General features: G+C 54.1%; 17 protein-coding genes. 10 read left to right on the top strand and 7 right to left on the bottom strand.

Going from position 1 to position 19,705, the window contains the following annotated elements; genetic code table 11:
• Window positions 1-120 precede the first annotated feature (120 nt).
• The 4 genes from R0137_RS04510 to R0137_RS04525 all read left to right on the top strand — a co-directional run bounded on the left by R0137_RS04510 (window position 121) and on the right by R0137_RS04525 (window position 4,182).
• Window positions 121-1,665 (top strand): long-chain-fatty-acid--CoA ligase, encoded by a 1,545-nt coding sequence (locus tag R0137_RS04510; RefSeq protein ID WP_407328889.1) that lies wholly within the window; start codon window positions 121-123, stop codon window positions 1,663-1,665.
• Window positions 1,666-1,722: 57 nt separating this feature from the next.
• Window positions 1,723-2,337: a DNA-3-methyladenine glycosylase family protein gene (locus R0137_RS04515; protein ID WP_407328891.1), complete on the top strand. Its 615-nt coding sequence runs from the start codon at window positions 1,723-1,725 to the stop codon at window positions 2,335-2,337.
• Between the two features lie 97 nt (window positions 2,338-2,434).
• Window positions 2,435-2,926, top strand: coding sequence for a hypothetical protein (locus R0137_RS04520; protein ID WP_407328893.1), 492 nt, complete (start codon window positions 2,435-2,437; stop codon window positions 2,924-2,926).
• On the top strand, window positions 2,923-4,182 hold the full coding sequence (locus tag R0137_RS04525; protein WP_407328894.1) for a TAXI family TRAP transporter solute-binding subunit: 1,260 nt from the start codon (window positions 2,923-2,925) through the stop codon (window positions 4,180-4,182). Before R0137_RS04520 ends, R0137_RS04525 begins: the two co-directional genes overlap by 4 nt.
• Here R0137_RS04525 and R0137_RS04530 read toward each other — a convergent pair.
• On the bottom strand, window positions 4,154-5,332 hold the full coding sequence (locus tag R0137_RS04530) for a diguanylate cyclase (RefSeq protein ID WP_407328895.1): 1,179 nt from the start codon (window positions 5,330-5,332) through the stop codon (window positions 4,154-4,156). The two genes, R0137_RS04525 and R0137_RS04530, sit on opposite strands and share 29 nt — an antisense overlap.
• A gap of 69 nt (window positions 5,333-5,401) precedes the next feature.
• Here R0137_RS04530 and R0137_RS04535 point away from each other — a divergent pair, with 69 nt between their 5' ends.
• Window positions 5,402-5,932, top strand: coding sequence for a GNAT family N-acetyltransferase (locus R0137_RS04535; protein WP_407328897.1), 531 nt, complete (start codon window positions 5,402-5,404; stop codon window positions 5,930-5,932).
• A 58-nt stretch (window positions 5,933-5,990) separates the two neighbouring features.
• On the opposite strand, the gene R0137_RS04540 is transcribed toward R0137_RS04535, so the two are convergent.
• The gene (locus R0137_RS04540) at window positions 5,991-6,395 is read right to left on the bottom strand and encodes a nuclear transport factor 2 family protein (RefSeq protein WP_407328899.1); all 405 of its coding nucleotides are present in this window, start codon (window positions 6,393-6,395) and stop codon (window positions 5,991-5,993) included.
• Between the two features lie 146 nt (window positions 6,396-6,541).
• Here R0137_RS04540 and R0137_RS04545 point away from each other — a divergent pair, with 146 nt between their 5' ends.
• On the top strand, window positions 6,542-8,497 hold the full coding sequence (locus R0137_RS04545) for an EAL domain-containing protein (protein WP_407328900.1): 1,956 nt from the start codon (window positions 6,542-6,544) through the stop codon (window positions 8,495-8,497).
• Here the strand turns inward: R0137_RS04545 and R0137_RS04550 are convergent.
• Together R0137_RS04550 and R0137_RS04555 are read right to left on the bottom strand one after the other, a co-directional pair.
• Entirely contained in the window at window positions 8,494-9,375 is an 882-nt protein-coding gene (locus tag R0137_RS04550) for a hypothetical protein (RefSeq protein ID WP_407328902.1), read from the bottom strand. The two genes, R0137_RS04545 and R0137_RS04550, sit on opposite strands and share 4 nt — an antisense overlap.
• Window positions 9,376-9,491: 116 nt before the next feature.
• Window positions 9,492-10,571: an HDOD domain-containing protein gene (locus R0137_RS04555; RefSeq protein ID WP_407328903.1), complete on the bottom strand. Its 1,080-nt coding sequence runs from the start codon at window positions 10,569-10,571 to the stop codon at window positions 9,492-9,494.
• A gap of 342 nt (window positions 10,572-10,913) precedes the next feature.
• Here R0137_RS04555 and fusA point away from each other — a divergent pair, with 342 nt between their 5' ends.
• Window positions 10,914-12,998, top strand: a complete 2,085-nt coding sequence (fusA, locus tag R0137_RS04560) for an elongation factor G (protein ID WP_407328905.1) — start codon at window positions 10,914-10,916, stop codon at window positions 12,996-12,998.
• Window positions 12,999-13,054: 56 nt separating this feature from the next.
• Here fusA and R0137_RS04565 read toward each other — a convergent pair whose 3' ends face one another.
• Complete coding sequence (locus tag R0137_RS04565) at window positions 13,055-13,873, bottom strand: VOC family protein (RefSeq protein ID WP_407328907.1); 819 nt, start codon at window positions 13,871-13,873, stop codon at window positions 13,055-13,057.
• A gap of 153 nt (window positions 13,874-14,026) precedes the next feature.
• Here R0137_RS04565 and R0137_RS04570 point away from each other — a divergent pair, with 153 nt between their 5' ends.
• From R0137_RS04570 to R0137_RS04580, 3 genes are read left to right on the top strand one after another with little or no spacing between them, the layout of a single operon-like run.
• Complete coding sequence (locus tag R0137_RS04570; RefSeq protein WP_407328908.1) at window positions 14,027-15,505, top strand: SLC13 family permease; 1,479 nt, start codon at window positions 14,027-14,029, stop codon at window positions 15,503-15,505.
• 41 nt (window positions 15,506-15,546) lie between these two features.
• Window positions 15,547-16,338, top strand: a complete 792-nt coding sequence (locus R0137_RS04575; protein ID WP_407328909.1) for a transporter — start codon at window positions 15,547-15,549, stop codon at window positions 16,336-16,338.
• Window positions 16,339-16,374: 36 nt separating this feature from the next.
• Window positions 16,375-17,280 (top strand): phytanoyl-CoA dioxygenase family protein, encoded by a 906-nt coding sequence (locus R0137_RS04580; RefSeq protein WP_407328910.1) that lies wholly within the window; start codon window positions 16,375-16,377, stop codon window positions 17,278-17,280.
• 1 nt (window position 17,281) lies between these two features.
• On the opposite strand, the gene R0137_RS04585 is transcribed toward R0137_RS04580, so the two are convergent.
• On the bottom strand, window positions 17,282-18,589 hold the full coding sequence (locus R0137_RS04585) for a DUF3422 family protein (protein ID WP_407328911.1): 1,308 nt from the start codon (window positions 18,587-18,589) through the stop codon (window positions 17,282-17,284).
• 53 nt (window positions 18,590-18,642) lie between these two features.
• Window positions 18,643-19,668: a DUF3080 family protein gene (locus tag R0137_RS04590; RefSeq protein WP_407328912.1), complete on the bottom strand. Its 1,026-nt coding sequence runs from the start codon at window positions 19,666-19,668 to the stop codon at window positions 18,643-18,645.
• Window positions 19,669-19,705: the final 37 nt, after the last annotated feature.

Here is a 19,705-nt window from a genome sequence, read left to right on the forward strand (position 1 = left end):
GGTACACAATATCACGCGGGCTCAGACACGAAAACGCGTGGGTTTGAGTTTTCAAGTTAGCGCCTGTGGTCTAGGCTAAGGCCTCTGGGGCGTCAAAATCAGAATAACGGGCAGTGCACTATGAAATCGGATATGAACATTGGTCAGTTTCTCGCAACGCGAGCGAGAATGAATCCGCAGAGGGAAATGCTTTTCGATATAAAAGCGGAACGGCGATTTAGCTTTGAAGAAGCGAACGCGAGGGCAAATCAGCTCTGTCATGCGCTTGCGGGTATGGGGCTGGAGCCCGGAGACCGAGTAGCTCTGCTGGCATATAACGGCCACCAGTTTGTCGAGAGTTTCTTTGGCCCGGCCAAAATGGGCTTAGTGATAATGCCCTTGAATTGGCGCCTAACCGCCGATGAGCTTGCGTTCATTCTGAAAGACGGCGGCGCAAAGGCTCTCATTTTTGATACTGACTTTACGAACCTTGCGGCAGACCTTCACGGGCGCGGCGCGGTGGGCAGCGATGTAGAGCATTGGATTGCCATTGGCACCGAGGCGCCGGACTTCGCGCGTCACTATGAACGGCTACTGGCACCTCAACCCATCGATGAGCCTGCAGAGCTGGCGGATGGTTCCGACAATCTTTTCATTATGTACACCTCGGGAACCACCGGACTGCCCAAGGGGGTCGTGCACACGCACGAGACCGTGTTCTGGGCGATTATCGCCGTGGTAAACACGGGGGACATCCGCGGAACTGACCGATATTTGTTATTGCTGCCCCTGTTCCATGTTGGCGCTCTCACTCCCATGATCGGTGCGGTGTACCGCGGCAACAGTTTGGTTATCTTGCGAGACTTTGATCCTTTAAGAGTCTGGCAGCTGTTCGAATCCGAGCGTATCGATACGAGTCTTGCGGTGCCCGCCATGCTTAACTTCATGCTACTGGTGCCGGGACACGAGCAGTTTGATCACTCCAGCGTCCGAAACATTATTTGCGGTGCTGCGCCGGTTCCCGTGGCAACGATTAACGCCTTTATTGATCTTGGCATTGAAATTCATCAGGTCTACGGCCTCACTGAAAGTGGTGGCCCCGGTTGCTTGATTGTCGGCGAGGACTCCTTGAGTCACGTGGGCTCTGCGGGTCGCGCGTTCTTTCATACGGAGACGAAAATCATCGATGAGCAGGGTGAGACAGTCGCCCCGGGTGAGACCGGAGAGATTCTTCTTCGGGGGCGTCACATCATGAAGGAGTACTGGAATCGGCCTGATGCGACGGCGGAAACGCTTCAGGGCGGCTGGTTACATACCGGCGACGTCGCCACCATGGATGCAGATGGCTTTGTCACCATTTGTGATCGCAAAAAAGACATGATTATTTCCGGCGGAGAGAACGTCTATCCAGCGGAAATCGAAAATGTGCTGATGCAACACTGCGAGGTAGCTGACGCGGCGGTCATCGGTCTGCCCAGCGAGAAGTGGGGTGAAAGTCCACTGGCGATTATTGTTCCTGCCCAGGGGTCTTTAGAGGAATCAGCAGTTATGGATTTTTGTCAGGGCAAGCTCGCGCGGTTCAAACAGCCCACAGCGGTGCGCTTTGTAGACTCCATTCCTCGTAACCCCAGCGGGAAGATTCTCAAACGACTGCTTCGCGACCAGTTCTTGACAGAGGCTTCGTAGTAAGTGCCCATGCCGCTAGCTGCCGGGTACTAGTAGTGCGGATTCCGATCTAAAACTATGGCTGCCCTTACGCCTCGAAGCTATGCCGCCGCCGTTGATGTCCTTGTTTCCGGAGATCGGGACCTTGCAGCGATCGTAGACCGCTATGGTGCCCCTAAGCTTCTGTCGCGCCCTCCTGGTTTTCCAAGCTTGGTGTACATTATTTTTGAGCAGCAGGTGTCTCTGGCTTCAGCGAAGGCAACCTTTGACAAGGTGTCTATGCTGCTCCCTATCTTTGATGAAAACAGCTACCTCAAACTTTCTGACATCGCATTGCAAAATGCAGGTGTGAGTCGGCAAAAAATCCGTTACACACGACTGGTAGCGGAGGCGATACTCGCCGGGGGGCTGCCGATTCGATCTTTGGGTCGGAAGGACGATGCTACGGTTAGAGAACTGCTGACAGCGATTACCGGTGTTGGTAACTGGACGGCTGACGTATATCTGATGTTGGCCTTGCGGCGACCAGACCTTTGGCCCGTGGGAGACTTGGCGCTGGTTAAAGCGGCCGCGATAGTGAAAGGCGTAAAGGGCAAACCGGACAAGAATTGGCTCGAGAGCTTGGGTGAGCGCTATCGTCCCTACCGCAGTGTCGCGACTGGCATATTCTGGAAGTACTACCTAAATAGCTAGCTCTAAACATGTATGCTCGCAGCTTGGTGCTTTGGGAGCTGCTGGCTATGATGTACTCACAAGCTATAACGGTTAAAAGCTTCAACGGTTCAAAGCTATGCGAAAAGCACTGAAATTCTTGCATACCATTGGCGGCATAGGTCTCACGGGTGCCCTTGTTGTTCAATTGTTGATGCTGCAAAACATGCCCCCCGTGGAATCTCTCCTTGCTTATGCTACGGCTCGCGGGCAGATGGGCCTTATCTCCCAATGGGTGCTGTTCCCCTCTCTGGCAATTGTGCTGGTTAGTGGTTTGCTGTCGATGGCGTGGACCGATGCCTTTCACGGGCAGGGTTGGGTCTGGATGAAGCTGGCTTTGGGTATCTCTGTTTTTGAAGGCACATTGATTGCAGTGCAGGGCCCTGCTGTTCGCGAAGCATCCCGGGCAGCCCAGGCCTTGGCTGGAGAGTTTGATACGGCCCTATTGGGCGTAACGGCTATGTCCGAATGGAAATCGACACTCGTCATCCTTGGTGTTGCCATAGCGAACGTGGTCCTCGCCGTCTGGAGACCTCGGTTTGGCGGCAAAAAGACAGCGGCGTCAGCATGAATAAACGTGTGGGTGTGTGGGGCGCGGTTGCGCTGTTCCTTGGTTGCGGACTCTTCCCCCCTGCGTGGTCAGCCACAGCGCTACGTTTACATCCGCCGGATAATCAGCAACTCAATTTTTCTGCATTGTCCGCCATCGTTTATGAAGAAACGGGAATCAGGCTTGAGCCGGATCCCAGTTTTGCCGATGGCGACGACCCCGTAGATTCCTTGCTTGATGGTTCTGCAGAGTTAGCGATCGTAGAAAACACCCGAGCCTTTGAGCCAGGGTTACGCAGTATCTTGCCGCTCTATCAAAGTGTGGTGCATATCGCCGTGCGAAAGGGTCTGAGTATCGCCGATTTTGCCGGTAGCGAGCGCTCCCTGAAGCTGCAGATTTATCACAACTCACATACCGCTCGCATGGTGCTCGATCTCCTGTTTGAACGCGCCTCGGAACTCCCGGATCGCTATGAGTTGTGGCAGCCCGGGAATCCTGGGAACCCGGATTTGCTGTTTTATGTAGGGCCTATTAATCCGCATAACACTACGTGGTTTCCCGAGGGTTTTACCCTCGTGCCGCTGTCGAGGTTTGACGCGGCGGGCGCAGAGTTCTACATCGACGGTATTAGCTTTCTTGTACCGCAGCTCCGTTCTACGCGTATCCCTGCCTTGACCTATTCACTACCGGGAAATGAGGTGGGGATTGATGCGCTGGCGGTCGACATGTTGCTGGTAGCGAACAAATCTACGGATCAATCCGCTATTTACGAACTGACTCGCGTGCTTATGGAGCAAAAGCCTCGCTTCGCGGCAGTCGAGCCGACACTCTTTCGATGGATGGGGGCGGATTTCAATGCCAGAGATCTGACGTTTCCTCTGCATCGAGGCGCACGGCAATATTTCGACCGCGATGAGCCGGGGTTTTTAGAGCGCTATGCAGAGTCACTCAACTTCCTGGTTTATCTTGTTGTATTGATGTTCACAGGAGCGGTGGCATTTGGGCGCTGGCGGGCCCGTCGTCGAAAGGATCGTATCGATGGCTTTTATGTTCGTGTGCGGAATTTGCGACGGGCCGCGGGTTTCGATGATCCCAAGCGCCTGTTGAGTGAATTGGAAAAAATTGAGGACGAGGCTTTTACGGGGCTTATTAATGAAAGGCTTGCAGCTGATGACAGCTTCAGAATCTTTACTGAGCTGGCCGAGGGTTTGCGTGGAGAGCTACAGAGTCACATTGCGGACGATCACGCTACTGAACCAAACCAATCAGTTCCTTAGGCGCAAGCTCAGGATCGCGCGCAAAACGTACGCAGTTCCGTCCCGCCTTTTTCGCGGCGTAAAGAGCCTCATCCGCTGAGGCTAGCATGAGCTTTGCGTCGGGCCCGGTGTCTTGGACACTCGACACACCAAAGCTTGCAGAAATTGCAATGCTATCCGCGCCTGCACTTCCGATGGCTTGCCGCAAGCGCTCCGCCAAGCGCAGCGCCGCCGAAGCGGGTGTATCCGGCAGAATAAGCGCAAACTCTTCGCCGCCGATACGCGAAACGATGTCGATGCGGCGGGCCGTTTCGGTCATTACACGAGCGACGGCGCGTATCACAGCATCTCCCGCGGGGTGACCATAGTTGTCATTTAGCGCTTTGAATTCATCAATATCCAGCACCACTAGAGATAGGTCCCTTTGGTAGCGTTCCGATCGCGCAACCGCGATCGCTAACTCACTGTCAAAGGCCCGGCGGTTGAGAATGCCGGTTAAGCCGTCCGTGCGCGCTAGCCGATTGGAATCATTGAGTGCGTCTAGCGTGACGCTGACTAGGGTAAACAGGCCGATGCCCGCAAAGGCTATAGGTAAAAAACTTAGAAGCACGACCCATGTTGTCGTCGGATCGAAGCGTGCGCTGCTCATTCCAAGCAGCATACCGGCAATGACCGCAGGCAGGATCAATGTCATCCAGGCTATCAACGCCCAGTCTCCAACGTTCTTTTGACCGCGCTTGCGATAAGTACGCCACAGACTAAAGGTCGCACCGATAGAGATCGACAGCGCCGCGAAGGGTACGTGAGCACTGCGATCAAAACCCAGAAAGAGCACGCCGAGCACAGGCACTAACCAAAGTGCGAATAGCGCGCCTATAAACCAACGATTGATGACATAGCCAGCTCGAAGATGAAAGCCGCACCACAAAGCGAGTATGCCGACAGCGCCAATGCTGTTAAGTAGCAATAAACTGAAGTCGGCCTTGGCCGTATCCTGAGGCAGAAGGGCTGTGAGTAACCAGGTGAGCGCCAGAGCGCCAAAAGCAATGGCGAACACTCTCGCAGCACCAAAATTCGCGCTTTGCCGAGCCAGCATCAGGTTTGCGACGGCTATCAGCGCACAAACGAGCACAGTGATTACGAGAAAACTAGTATATGGGTCTGATGCCATGGGAACGTTTTGTCATTATTGAATCGCGCCGGATAATAGCGCGGAATCCGCAGCATCAGGAGACATGGAATGTCGACCGCGCCTCAAATTTTCACGCAACGCCTGTGTTTGCGAGCACACTGTGAACAGGATCACTCCGACGCCATCAAGATTTGGCAACACCCGAAGGTATACCGCTATATCACGGGTTCAGCACTGAGTTCTCAAGAGGTATGGATGCGCTTACTGCGTTACGGCGGTCTTTGGGACATGCTTGACTATGGCTACTGGGCGCTGGAGGAGCGAGCAACCGGTAAGTACATTGGACAACTTGGCTTTGCGGACTTTAAGCGGGGTCTCGTGGGTTTTGACGGACACTACCCCGAGGCCGGATGGGTTCTGCACCCGGATGCTGCGGGGAAGGGCTACGCGACAGAAGGTATGCAGGCCGCATGCGACTGGCTTGATCAGCAAGCTGGTCGTGACAAAAGTTTTTGCATCATCTCTGAAGACAACGCGCGCTCGGTGAGCGTCGCAAAAAAACTTGGCTATCGCTATGTATTAGATACGCGGTTCGGTGAAGAGAAAACCGCGGTGTACTTTCGAGAGCGGAGCGTTTGACTTGTGCAAAGCGCGCTTGGTGCCTGCTTTGCGTCTCCTTTTCGTCTGCTTCGCGCGCCTAACTAGCGCCAACAGCCGGCGCAGATTTTAGCTGCTCCAGCATCGCAGCCATTTTTCCATGGAGCATTTGCATGGCTTGTAGCGGCCGAACCATAACCCTGAATTCACAGATAAGTCCGTCTTCTGCAAAGCTAATAATGTCCACACCGTTGATGAGTATGTCGTCCACGGTGCACTCGAATTCCAGCACGGCGTGCTCTTTTGTGACGACTTCCTTGGTGTAGTGGAAGGTCTCGTTAAACACGTTCATAGCACCCGTTAAGTAAAGCGCGGTGATTTTCCGTCCTCTTTGGGGTGTGTGCACTACAGGAGACAGAAACACGCAGTCCTCTGTGAGTATGTCGCTAACACCCTCGTGATTCTGATTGAGCACCATGTCGTGCCAGCGTTGCAGTGTATTCATAGGAGTAATCCTGCGCTTCAGAGTGTACAGTTCAGGGCATGCGATACCGAAAACCTTTGGGCTGTACTGTATAGAATCGGACATGCTCAGTAAAAGACTGGTTTTCACGACCGAGACAACACTATAAGCAGAGTACGGTGGTGCGCGTGACACAAGAAGAACTGGCTGCAGATGAATTGAAACATCGAGTGTTTCTCGAGCGTTTGAATATCTTCTACGAGAGTCTCTCCGTCTCGGTGTTTGCGGTGGTGGTTGTCACACTGCTCTTGGGCTATCTGCTCTGGACTCCCGAAAATAGTACTTCGGTACTCAATTGGTGCGCGGTCACCCTTACCATCGCCGTATATCGTATTGCTTGCACCCTTCGTTACCGAAAGAGCTCAGAAGAGCAGCGGGAAGCTTCGGCGAAGCTCTGGTACTGGCAGATGATGCTTGGTGTGCTGCTGTCCGGGCTTGCCTGGGGCGCGGCAGGCTTCTTGCTGTACGACCCTCAGAACATGCTGAATCAGTCCCTGCTTGCGTTTGTCATCGCCGGAATGTGTGCAGGTGGGATTGTGAGCCTGTCCGCTTTTATCGAAGCAAGCGCTACCTTCATCGCAACGTCGCTTCTTCCCTTTATCGTCGCTTTGATGGTGGAGGGATCCTCCGAAACCCACGTAATGGCAGTTATGGCGGTGCTGTATTTGTTCATGATGATCTCCTTTGGCCGAAGGGTGAATCTCACGGTTATCGGCGGCCTAGAGATGACCTATTTACGTTTCCAGGCGGAGGACACGATCGAGCGTCAGGCCCTCTTTGACGAACTCACCGGCTTGCCGAATAGGCGCTTGCTGCAAGATCGCCTTGGTCAGGCCTTGGCTCGAGCCAAGCGTAACAATACGCAGGCTGCGCTTTTGTTTTTGGATCTCGATTTTTTCAAGCGTGTTAATGATTCCCTCGGCCACAGCGCAGGTGACGAGCTTCTGGTGGAGATAGGCCGGCGATTGAGTGATTTTCTGCGTGAAGCGGACACTGCCGCGCGGCTGGGGGGTGACGAGTTTGTTGCTCTACTGACCGACATTGAAGGCGGCAGTGAACATGTGGTGTCGGTGGTCCGCCGCCGTGGTGAGACTTTACGCAGTGCCATCGAAGCGCCCATCGATGTTCAAGGCAATGAGGTTCATATCACCGTCAGTATTGGCGTCAGCCTGTTACCTGATGATACCCATGATGTGGATGACCTGCTGAAGCATGCTGACACTGCGATGTACCGGGCGAAGGATGATGGTAGAAATACGCTGCGATTTTTCGTTCCGGAAATGCAGGCCTCCCTGGCGCAACGCATGGATATGGAGCGGCAGCTGCGCGGCGCACTCGAAGCCAACGAGGGGCTGGAGCTGTATCTGCAGCCCCAATACACTGAACAAAATGTGATTTGTGGAGCAGAGTTACTCCTTCGATGGGAGAACAATGGGAAGTTCGTACCGCCCGATGTGTTCATCCCCGTCGCTGAAGACTCGGGACTGATCTATCAGTTGGGCGACTGGGTTATCGAAAGTGCCTGTCATATCGGTGCCCGCCTTCAAGATGATTTAGTTGATCGAGAGTTCTCTCTGGCGATCAATGTAAGTCCCCGGCAGTTCAGGCAGAAAAACTTTTCTGAAAAAGTGCTCGAGGCCATTGAGAACCATCATCTTCCCCGGGGCCTCATCGAACTCGAGCTTACCGAAGGACTGCTGATTGAAGACGTGGATGACACGGTCTCCAAGATGCTGGCTCTGCGCGAAAGCGGTGTTCGTTTCTCTATCGATGATTTCGGCACAGGGTATTCATCTTTGCGATACCTTAAGTCACTGCCTCTGGACAAGCTCAAGGTCGATCAGTCCTTTGTCCGGGATGTGCTCACCGATTCCGGTGACGCCAGTATTGTCCGCGCTATTGTTTCTATGGCGCGAACCTTGGAGCTCGAAGTCATTGCGGAGGGTGTGGAGACTGAGCCGGTAAGAGACTTTTTGATAAGCGCCGACTGCATGCGATTTCAGGGTTACCTCTACTCCCGGCCTCTGCCTCTCAATGAATTTCGAAAGCTTCTTAACAATGACCGTGATCGAATCACGGCCTAATCCGACGCTATTGGATCTGCAAGGCTACCGAGGCTTTCACGGATAGCTCCCGGTGCGCTGGATATCTTCATGAACGTTGCCATGCCCAGGTCAGGGAATGCTAAAGCAATGCGAAACTTGCCTGCGAGCGCGTAAACATCGGCGCCAGACACTAAGAGTCCATAGGGGAGGTGTGCTGTGTGTTTGAGTTCGGCGCTGTCAGTGGTTGCCATGACGTCGCTGTCGTTTCCGTCGCCACTGCCAATACCCACGCCAAATAGCACCTCTTCTTGACCGGGGATCGCGACTTCGAATACCGGGTTTAGCTTGTTTTGATTGGTTTCAAGATTTTGTCGGATTGTCGCGAGAGCCTCAGCGTGGCTGTTAAAGCTACCTAATAGATCATGATCTTTGAGTCTCGGCATCATCATCATGTAACGATAGGAAGAGAGTTTTTTGCTGCTGAGTCCCTTTTTCGACCCGAATGCCTTTCCTTCGCCTAAAAGCTCGCCGAGTGCTTTTTCGACAGCATCGAGAGACCCTACTTGCAGGGCCGTTCCCCAGTACAGAGGATTTGCATAGCTTCGCTGGACTTCTCCACCTACCTGAGTCAGTCCGATGCGGAGCACGGCTGCGTAGCCGCCAAACTCTCGCGTGGCCGCCGCGGCGAGCAATGTAGGATGCGTGACAGCGATCACTGCGGCGCCGGGATAAGGACTGTATTCACCCACAACCTCGAAGCTGCTTTTCTCGAGCAGCGCTCGAGTGTCTGTAATGCTGGCACTCAGGGTGCCGGTATCATTGCTCGCAAGCTTGTAGGGACGAAGCACGTCTTCAGCTTGGGTGAGGGTTGTACAGAAGAGGAGCAGTGAGAGAACGGCGTGCGATCGCTTAGGCATAGCAAGTGCTCTTATATTATTAATTTATTCTAATACAATAATATAAGTCCCGTCTCGTGTATACGCATGGTGGCTAGGCACTATTATTAGTACCCGTGTGGTACCCGTAACGGTGCTTAGCCTCCGAAGGTATCGACAATTTGTTGCACACGGCGGCTATGCCTGCGATCACTCAGCACTCGAAGCAAGCCCCCCAATTCCAGGCGCCGAAGGTAATCTGGCAAGTAAAAGAAGTCGGGTGACTCCTGAGCAAGAAGATCAAAGTCCGCAATGTCTTTAAGTCCGCCGTAGGCGACCGCGTCACCGATACGACAGGCAAGATAAAGAATAAGGTCTTCCCGTTGTTTGTCGCTGCTCCGTTCATTGCTTTCCGGGGCCCAGGTGAGGGGTGTCAGGGAGTGTCGCAGAGACTCGCAAAGATCCTCAGGTAGGCTCCACTGGCGGACCAGCATAGAGCTTAATACTGCCGAATTCGCCATGATGTCGTGCTGCTGCGCCTCTACTCTGCTCAGAAGGTCGGTTTTTGGCGCATAGATCACCGAAAGCTCGGGGCGGGCGGAGATCAATGCCAGATCGCCAATGTTTACAAGCAGTGCACGTGTGGCGTGTATGGATGGGTGTTCAAGGTTTAGCGCGGCGGCATACGCCTGAGCTGCCGCGCTGGCAACGTAGCTGGAGCGCCAAATTCGCATATAGGCTGCTTTTTGAACATCCGTTTCAAAGGCCATAACCTGGCCAACGGCACTTTGTAGCACCAGGCCCCGAACCATCGTAGTGCCGAGATAAGTTACGGCGTGTTCGATACTGGACATGGGACTGCTAAGTGCAAAAGCTGCGGAGTTCACCACACGCAGTACGTCTGCCGATAGCGTTGGACTGGAAAGAATCGCCTCTCGAAGTTCTTCAGGGTCATCCAGGCCGCTGCTTAGCCGCTCAACTAGCGGCGGAGGCTGTTTCAGAGTCGCCACCAAAACTTTTATGTCTTCGAGCTCTAATTCGTTGAGATGCTCTTCCATGACCAGAAAAAGATCTGCCAGAGTTTCCGGAGCCTTGCGTTCCGCGAGGGACTCCAGTGATGCCATATCGTCCTGAGACGGTTCCGGGGGCGCTGATACCGCCGTGGCGGGCGCTGGCGCGGGAGATTTCGCAGGAGGAGCGGAATCATCTTTCTTGGCGCCTCGCTTAAACCAACTCATGTTCCACTCCCGAAAAAATCTTGCTTCTAATTATTGAGTCGTCATGTACTCAAGGATGGATGTCTGCCCCGCGCCAGCAACAGGGTTTCGAGGCGACCTCGATAGGCAAAAACTGCGCTTAGCGACATTCATGTTGTCGACGAGATAGTAAATGAAGAAAAGCCTCGGTGCACTGCGATGAGGGGATTAGAGCTTTGGGGTCACAAAGGCCAAAAGTAGCCACCGCAAGTCGATACTAAGCAGTCTAATTACCGCTGTTTTAGCCCTCCCAATGCGTGCGGTTTTCCTGTACCCTTCGCCAGCTAATTTTTGCCCCCCAAATTTAAACCCTTGAGAACCATCATGGCTGACTTATCGCTTTACAGAAATATCGGCATTTTCGCGCACGTAGATGCCGGCAAAACCACGACCACCGAGCGTATCCTTAAGCTCACCGGTAAAATCCACAAGACCGGTGAAGTGCACGATGGTGCGGCTACCACAGACTTCATGGAACAGGAGCAGGAGCGTGGTATTACTATTCAGTCCGCGGCAACGACCTGTTTTTGGAAAGACCATCGTCTGAACATTATTGATACCCCTGGACACGTTGACTTCACCGTTGAAGTTTACCGGTCACTAAAAGTACTCGATGGTGGCGTGGGTGTGTTTTGTGGTTCTGGCGGCGTAGAGCCCCAGTCAGAGACAAACTGGCGTTATGCCAATGAGTCAGAAGTCGCGCGTATCATTTTTGTAAACAAGCTTGATCGTATTGGTGCAGACTTCCTGCGCGTTGTTGATCAGGTAGAGAACGTGCTGGGTGCAAACCCGCTGGTTATGGTGCTGCCCATTGGTCGCGAAGATGACTTTATCGGTGTTGTAGATCTTCTGACTCGCAAGGCGCACGTTTGGCCGGATCCGGGCAATCCAGAGAAATTCGATATCACTGACGTCCCCGAAGATATGGTGGACGAAGTTGAAGAGTGGCGTGAAAAGCTCATCGAGACAGCAGTAGAGCAAGACGACGACCTGATGGAAGCGTACCTAGAGGGCAATGAGCCTTCTATGGATGATATCAAGCGCTGCATCCGCAACGGTACTCGTAAGCTGGACTTCTTCCCAACTTATTGTGGTTCGGCGTTTAAGGATAAGGGTGTTCAGTTGATTCTGGACGCGGTTGTTGACTACCTGCCCAACCCAACAGAAGTTGATCCGCAAGATCTTACCGATGAGTTGGGTGAGGCCACAGGTGAGAAAGCACTGGTATCTACCGAAGAGCCTCTGCGCGCACTGGCCTTTAAGATTATGGATGACCGTTTTGGCGCCCTGACCTTCGTACGCCTGTACTCCGGTGTTCTGAATCGTGGCGACACAATCCTCAACTCTTTTACCGGCAAAACCGAGCGTATTGGCCGTATGGTTGAGATGCATGCCAACGATCGAAACGAACTGGAGCGAGCGCAGGCTGGCGACATTATCGCCATCGTGGGTATGAAGAACGTTCAGACGGGTCATACTCTTTGTGATCCCAAACACCCCTGTACGTTGGAAGCGATGGTGTTCCCAGAGCCTGTGATCTCTATCGCGGTTGCGCCGAAGGACAAAGCAGGAGCCGAGAAGATGGCGATTGCTATCGGCAAGATGGTTGCTGAGGATCCTTCTTTCCGTGTTGAGACTGACGAGGACTCTGGTGAAACCATTCTCAAGGGAATGGGCGAGCTGCACCTTGACGTGAAGGTCGATATTCTCAAGCGTACTTATGCTGTTGAGCTTGATGTTGGTAAGCCGCAGGTTGCGTACCGCGAGACTATCACCATGGAGATCGACGACTCCTACACGCACAAGAAGCAGTCTGGTGGTTCCGGTCAGTTCGGTAAGATCGATTACCGCATCCGTCCAGGCGAGCCTGGTTCAGGTTTTGCGTTCTCAACATCTGTCGTGGGCGGTAACGTTCCTAAGGAATTCTTTCCTGCGATCGAGAAAGGCTTCAAGAGCCTTATGGGCGAAGGTACGGTAGCGGGCTTCCCGGTACTTGACGTAGAAGTGGAAGTTTATGATGGCGGTTTCCACGCGGTTGACTCTTCGGCTATTGCCTTTGAATTGGCGGCCCGCGGCGCGTTCCGTCAATCTATGCCAAAGGCTGGCGCTCAGTTGATCGAGCCCATCATGAAGGTTGATGTGTTTACTCCCGACGATCACGTGGGTGACGTCATCGGTGACCTGAACCGTCGTCGTGGCATGATCAAGGATCAGGATGCCGGTGCAACGGGTGTTCGTATCAAGGCTGAAGTACCTCTCTCAGAAATGTTTGGATACATTGGTACGCTGCGCACAATGACATCCGGTCGTGGTCAGTTCTCTATGGAGTTCTCGCACTACCTCCCATGTCCTGCGAACGTCGCAGAGACCGTGATTGCGGAAGTAAAAGAGCGTAAAGCCAACGCTTAATTGCGTGGTTTTGACGAAAAGGCCGGCATTAGCCGGCCTTTTTTTATAGCGTACTTTTAGCTTTTGGGTAACTCGATGAGTAGTGTGGCGACCTCAGCTGTTTTATCCCTCACGGTTAAGACCCGGGAGCCGGGCTTTCGTCCTTTTCGTACTTCCGACACATTGAACCCTGCCTCTGTTAATCGCTTATGACTTGCATCCGCATCATCAACACGCCAGGTCAGTCCGTAAAAACTGTCTTGCTCTGATTCATCGCCGCGCGCTTGCTCCGCCGGAGGAGACGATTCCTGATCTTCAAGACGCTCGAAAACCTCGACAATGAGGTCACCGCAGCGGAAAAACATCAGGCGAGCTTTCCACTCGCGGCGGCTCATATCCATACGCATGTCCAGAGCCAATTGAGACCCCAGTAAGAACGCTGTGCCCTGCGAGTTCTGCGAGGCAATGACAATATGATCAAGGCCACCACCCAAGTCATCGCCATTGCCCTGACCAGTTTTCATTTTCTCTCGAAACGATAGCTGGATGCCTCGCGTGGCATCTTGGGCCGAGACTAGCAGAGCCTGCGGCTCTTCAGAGTTTTGAGCTGTCGATACTAGGGTATCAGTCGTCGGAATCGCTACTCGCTCGAGGCGCCGATGAAGTCGTTCAAGGCTGTCGACCTCAAAGCACATCGCTTCCAGACCTTGGGGCTGCTCAGAGGCAACAAGATGCACCGCGACATTACGAGTCTGGAAAACAGAACGCATACTGCCGTCCTCTTTTCCATGGCGCACCGGCGGTGCATCAAGGAGTAGCGAGTAGTTTGCTGTCTCTTTATCAATGTCTGCCACGCTGATTGTTACGTGGTCTAGTGCCAGAATTGGGGAAGTCATCAATTGCTCCGCGAGGTGCTTGTAGGGAGACACGGATTTTCACACAGAATCTTGTGTCCTTTGCGGGGATTCTACTGATTAAGTGCCTCCATGTTTTTGCGGTCTTGAAGGATAACTTTGGTAATGGCCACGGGCAGGGTTACAGTGGTGCTGATGAGCGAAGCAACAATCACAAGTGATCATGGTCTGGCCCTGTACCAACGAGTGGGCCTTTTCCTGGGGCCCGCCCTATGCGTGACGATGCTGATCGCCGGGTCCGAACAGACCGCCATGCCCGATGCAGCGTGGAAGGTCTCTGCTATCGCAATCTGGATGGCCATCTGGTGGGCTACAGAAGTGGTTCCTGTGGCTGCAACGGCTTTTCTGCCGTTGGTTACTTTCGACCTATTGGGCATTGCACCCATGCGGGAGGTGGCAGAAAGCTATGCGCATCCCATCATCTATCTGTTTCTTGGCGCTTTTATGCTCGCCATCGCGGTAGAGAAGTGGTCCTTACACCGACGTATTGCTCTTTGGATTCTGGCTCGAACCGGCACCGATGGAAAGCGCCTGATTCTGGGTTTCATGCTTGTGGGCGCTCTGCTATCGATGTGGATGACCAACACCTCAACAACCATGATGCTTCTGCCTATTGCGGCGTCTGTCGGGGCTTTGATCGCCGAGCAAGCCGCAAAGGGTAGAGAGCGTTTTGTTCGGGAGTTTCAAATAGCTTTGATGCTCGGCCTTGCGTATTCCACCACCATCGGGGGCTTGTCGACGCTGGTGGGTACGCCTCCGAACGTGTTTCTCGCGGGATTTTTACAAGATAGCTACGGCATTAGCATCGCCTTTGCTGACTGGATGATGATAGGTGTGCCGCTTTCTGTTGTGTTGCTACCTCTCGGTTGGTGGATTCTCACGTCCCTCGTGTATCGCGTCGACATACCAGCTAGTGAAAGCACGCAGGAGGTAATCGCCAAGATGCAGCGTGAGATCGGTGTGATGACCGCCCCAGAAAAGCGCGTGGGACTGCTGTTTTTAATTGTCATACTGATGTGGATGTCTCGCTCGGCGATATCGGGCCTTCCTGGTTTTGGAGGCCTGAGTGACAGCGGCATTGTGATGACCGCGGCGTTGCTGTTGTTTGTTATCCCCAACGGAAGCACCCGTGGTGGACCTTTGCTTACCTGGCCTGATGTCAGCCGTTTGCCTTGGGGCGTTTTGATTTTGTTTGGGGGAGGCCTCAGTCTCGCCGCACAGGTTTCGGGATCGGGTTTGGCACTGTGGCTAGGCGAAGGTTTATCGCTTTTGGGGTCAATGGGGCTCGTGGTGATTGTGCTGGCCGCAGCGGGTCTCGTGGTGTTCTTGACAGAGTTAACGAGCAATCTCGCGACAGCGGCGACGTTTTTGCCGGTGGTTGCGGCAATCGCTTTGCAGTCGGGGATCGACCCGCTGGTGCTCTGTGTTCCTGTGACACTGGCGGCCAGTTGTGCCTTTATGTTGCCGGTGGCGACACCGCCAAACGCGATCGTTTACTCCTCGGGCGTGTTGCGTATCCCGGATATGGTTCGTGCGGGGTTCATCATGAACATTGTTTCTCTGGGCCTGCTCACCATCACTGCCGTATGGCTGGTGCCCGCCGTGCTCGGCTGAGGGCGTATGCCTGCCTTCATGACCTATGGCAAAATAGGCACATGATAAAACAACGCTTTTTATACCTTCTCCCACTGGTCGTTTTCCTTTCTGATGCTCAAGCTGATGACTCAGCAGACCTAGCCAAACAACTAGCTAACCCCATTGCTGCGCTCATCAGCGTGCCCATTCAGGCCAACTACGATGAGGGTTTTGGGGTCAACGATGGGTCGGTACTTCGCGTGAACGTCCAGCCGGTCATACCCCTGGAGCTTAACGAAGACTGGAATGTGATTTCCCGTACGATTCTTCCAATCCTTGATCAGAGCGATGTGCCCTTGTCTGGACAGGGAGAGTCTGGGATCGGCGACGTTGTGCAAAGTCTGTTCTTTTCTCCTGGCCAGCCAACCGACAGCGGGTGGATACTGGGAGCGGGGCCGGTGTTTCTAATGCCCACAGCTTCTGATGACGCATTAGGCGCTGAAAAGTGGGGCGCTGGCCCGACGGGCATCGCCTTGAAGCAGACCGGACCTTGGACCTATGGATTTTTGGTGAACCATATTGAGTCTTTCTCGGGTTCGGGGAATCAGGATGTGAGTGCCAGTTTTCTGCAGCCATTTCTGACGTATATCACGCCGTCGCAAACCACCTTTGCTCTGAACACCGAGTCTACGTACGACTGGGAGAACGAGCAGTGGTCGGTACCGATCAATCTCAATGTCTTACAGTTAATGCGCGTCGGTGGGCAGGCGTTTCAAGCCGGGGTAGGTGCTCGTTACTGGCTAGATAGCCCAAGAGGGGGCCCAGACGGCTGGGGACTCCGCCTGAGCTTCACACTGTTGTTTCCAAAGTAGTTGAGCGTTTCCAAAGAGCATCGGGAGTATTGATACATGGCAAACACCAGCAGCGGACGCGATGATCCCCGATTTCGTCAAATCAACAATTTTCGTGACTACGTTGATGTAGACCTGGCTCGCACACACACTTTCTCTCAGAGTGAGGCTGCCGCGAGTGTTGATAATGAAGTGCTTGAGTCGCAGCAGGCGGCCCTGCTGAGGGATGGCTTCATTATTCTCAAGGACTTGGTCAATGCTGAGCAGCTCGCACAACTGCGTAGCGAGGCAAACCATTGGCTGGATAAGCCGGGGCGAAACTCCTTTGAGGGGGAACGCACGCAGAGACTCTATGGTCTTCCGGAAAAGTGTCGCGCCGCCGATGACTTTATCGCTCATCCTCTGATCCTCGCGCACCTTGATCGTCTGTTAAAACCTAACTACCTCTTATCTCAGGCGCAGGTCATCAATATCATGAGCGATTCGCCTGCTCAGCCGCTGCACACAGACGATGGTTTTTACCCATGGCCTAGCCCTAAGCCGGTGCTTAGCGTGGCGACGGTCTTCGCCATCGACGACTTTACCGAGGATAACGGTGCAACGGTGGCCATTCCTGGGAGCCATTTATGGGGCGAGGGACGCTATCCCGAGGACAGTGATACCCGGGTAAAAGCGGTGATGTCCGCGGGCTCGTGTATTTTGTTTTTGGGTAATCTTTGGCACGGCGGCGGAGAGAACTACTCCGGTGAAAGCCGCATGGCCTTTACCGGTCAGTACTGCGAGCCCTATTTACGAACGCAAGAAAATTACTTTTTGTCCGTTTCAAAGGGCACTGCAGCAGCGGTGTCCGAGGATATGCGTCGTCTTCTTGGCTATTCCATTCACCCGCCGTTCATGGGCATGGTGAACGGTATGCACCCGAAGCGAGAGCTGCCCCCGATTGACTCCAAGGGCGAGCCCTAAGCTAGCGCTTTAATCGGTTTTTGATGCTGCGTACCGACAGCCACACGATGGCCAAAACTATCGGCGCGGTGACTCCCGTGAGTAAGTCGGGACTGATGGCTAAGCCCAGAGACTTGCCCGATTTAAACAAATAACCCAGTAAGCCCACCGCATAGTAGGTGATGGCGAATATGGAAAATCCTTCCACGGACTGTTGCAAACGTAATTGAAGATTTGCCCGCTCGGCGAGGCTCTCAAGGATCGCCTGATTCTGTTTTTTCTGATCCATGTCCACCATGGAATCCAGCAGTTGCGTGGCTCTGGTTACTCGCTGCGCGAGCTCCTGCGTTCTGCGTTCTGCGGCCTCGCAGGTACGCATGGCTGGCATCAAAGTCTTTTGCAGGAATGTGGTGTAGCGCGGAGCGCTTTCTTTTTGAACTTCCTTAAGCTCGGTTATGCGCCTCTCGACAATACCGTTGTAAGCCCGCGCGGCGGCAAAGCGATAGGCGTGAGCCGCTGCCACATGCTCAACCTTTGCGGCGATACGAGTGATGCGCTCCAGAGAGCGCTCCAGCGCCGGATCGGCATCGCGGTGGGCGATTTGTTCGATAACTTCATCCAGGGCGGGCTCGAGCTCCCCTAATGTGCCCATAACGTCTCGAGCGGCGGGCAGCCCCAGCATCGCCAGCATGCGGTAGGTTTCTATTTCGAGTACCCGTTGAACTTGTCGCGACAAGCGCGCCTCGCTGAGGTCGGAGTCGATGATGACGATGCGCGAAAACCCTTCTGCGTCTAGGCGGAAGCTGGACCAGATTTCTCCCTCGCCGTCGGAGATAGAGCCGCCGTAGACCTCTTGGCGGCCCAGCAGAGCGCGAACGCGTTGTTGGCGACTCTCTTGGGGTGACTCCTCACCGCAAATGACTTCGATATGCACGCCAAGAAATAGCTGATCAACAAGTTTCGATCGCATAGCTGCGTCCAGAAAACTGATTGCTGGCGCTGCAAAGGGTGGCTCTGCATTGCCTGCCACAAGTAAAGTGTAAGAGTCGGCCTCAGTGTGGCCCTCCCACTTGAGCAGGCAGTTGCCCACATTCACCGAATGGTGACGGCTATCTTTGCTAGGCCCGCTTTGGCCCTGAGATTCGCAAAATTCGGCAAATTGCTCTCTTCGCTCATCGAGGCTTGTCTCCCCACGGAGGCAAACCAAGTGGGAGCATCGAAGAGGCGATGGAAGCGTCAGCAGGGGCCGCGCGTGCCATTCATTACTAAGTGCAACGCGCTCATTCAGCGTGTTTATCGGCGCGTCCGTATCGGTCATGGGATTCGTCATAGTGTTCTGTCTCGACCTGCGATCAACAGTTAATAGAGCAAATAAGCACCTTTTCAGGCCTTGGTTGCAAACTCAGCGTAGCAAATGCCAAGTAGTGCTTGCAGTTGCGCCACGTGATCTTTTGTAGACTGCGTCCCGTCCGCGAGCGTCGTTTCCCGGTACACGCGCCAGCGTTCATAGTCGTCGGGGAGCGTCTGGCTCAACAGTAACTCGAGTTCGGAAACAGGCTCTATCAGCGCGTAGTGGCGTTGGTTGATGCTGGCGGCTCTCGCTTGAATCTCTTGAATGAAAAACTTGTTTACTACGGTGCGCACTATGGGCGCGGCAGGGCCGAGGGTGTGCGTCGTGCAGAGAGGGCCTTGGGCGATACTTTTGGCTATCAGCTCATTGCCAGCGTTGAGGTACGCCGCTTGACGCGACAGCGCCGCGAGTAGCTCTCCACCATCGCCTTTCGCTACCTCTGAGAGCGCTAGCTCAAAGGCAATGTCATCGGCCTCAAAATCGCCGGACATCCAACGAATTGCATCGGCGGTGATCTGCTCAAGGGCGGTAATCGCGAGGCTGCTGGTGTTCACTGGGTAGTCTTCGGGAATGGCGGTAGCTCGCCAAAAATCCCGGTACTCCCTGTTCCCTAAGGTCGCATTAAATACAAGCGCTGGAAGCTGGGACTTTTTAAGGGTCGCGGTTTCCTGAATCAGTTCTGCGAGCTCATCTCGTCCATCGGATCTGAGGGTTTCGATGCACGCGGGTGCGTCACGCAAGAAGGCCAGCTCCAGGAGCAACCGCTGAGACGGTGGTGCAACGCGCCCTAGACTGCTGTTGCGCCGGGCAATGGTCTGCTGCAATGCGCAGCCTCGGAGGCGGAGAAAGTCCAGTCCATCCAGTTTGCTCCCCGGCAAGCTTATGTGAAGGGACTCTGCACGGGGAGGCAGGGGGCGTTTGAGATTCTCTACCGGTGGTGCATCAAAGCCGAGGGGCCGCGCCAGCCGTTCCAGATAGTTCTCTAACTCAGCGCTTTGCCCGCCTGCCGTGCAGGCGATTAAGAGGAGAATCAGAGCGGCAACAACAAGCGGTCTCATCTTAGAGACGGTCAGAGAAGCTGCGCCGAGACGCCAA

Origin of the sequence: Congregibacter brevis, assembly GCF_045689245.1 — a bacterium.
Classification (GTDB): Bacteria; Pseudomonadota; Gammaproteobacteria; order Pseudomonadales; family Halieaceae; genus Congregibacter; species Congregibacter brevis.

Coding starts and splice junctions, on each gene's coding strand:
- R0137_RS04510 (WP_407328889.1), top strand. CDS start 121: ATGAAATCGGATATGAACATTGGTCAGTTTCTCGCAACGCGAGCGAGA.
- R0137_RS04515 (WP_407328891.1), top strand. CDS start 1,723: ATGGCTGCCCTTACGCCTCGAAGCTATGCCGCCGCCGTTGATGTCCTT.
- R0137_RS04520 (WP_407328893.1), top strand. CDS start 2,435: ATGCGAAAAGCACTGAAATTCTTGCATACCATTGGCGGCATAGGTCTC.
- R0137_RS04525 (WP_407328894.1), top strand. CDS start 2,923: ATGAATAAACGTGTGGGTGTGTGGGGCGCGGTTGCGCTGTTCCTTGGT.
- R0137_RS04530 (WP_407328895.1), bottom strand. CDS start 5,332: ATGGCATCAGACCCATATACTAGTTTTCTCGTAATCACTGTGCTCGTT.
- R0137_RS04535 (WP_407328897.1), top strand. CDS start 5,402: ATGTCGACCGCGCCTCAAATTTTCACGCAACGCCTGTGTTTGCGAGCA.
- R0137_RS04540 (WP_407328899.1), bottom strand. CDS start 6,395: ATGAATACACTGCAACGCTGGCACGACATGGTGCTCAATCAGAATCAC.
- R0137_RS04550 (WP_407328902.1), bottom strand. CDS start 9,375: ATGCCTAAGCGATCGCACGCCGTTCTCTCACTGCTCCTCTTCTGTACA.
- R0137_RS04555 (WP_407328903.1), bottom strand. CDS start 10,571: ATGAGTTGGTTTAAGCGAGGCGCCAAGAAAGATGATTCCGCTCCTCCT.
- fusA (WP_407328905.1), top strand. CDS start 10,914: ATGGCTGACTTATCGCTTTACAGAAATATCGGCATTTTCGCGCACGTA.
- R0137_RS04565 (WP_407328907.1), bottom strand. CDS start 13,873: ATGACTTCCCCAATTCTGGCACTAGACCACGTAACAATCAGCGTGGCA.
- R0137_RS04570 (WP_407328908.1), top strand. CDS start 14,027: ATGAGCGAAGCAACAATCACAAGTGATCATGGTCTGGCCCTGTACCAA.
- R0137_RS04575 (WP_407328909.1), top strand. CDS start 15,547: ATGATAAAACAACGCTTTTTATACCTTCTCCCACTGGTCGTTTTCCTT.
- R0137_RS04580 (WP_407328910.1), top strand. CDS start 16,375: ATGGCAAACACCAGCAGCGGACGCGATGATCCCCGATTTCGTCAAATC.
- R0137_RS04585 (WP_407328911.1), bottom strand. CDS start 18,589: ATGACGAATCCCATGACCGATACGGACGCGCCGATAAACACGCTGAAT.
- R0137_RS04590 (WP_407328912.1), bottom strand. CDS start 19,668: ATGAGACCGCTTGTTGTTGCCGCTCTGATTCTCCTCTTAATCGCCTGC.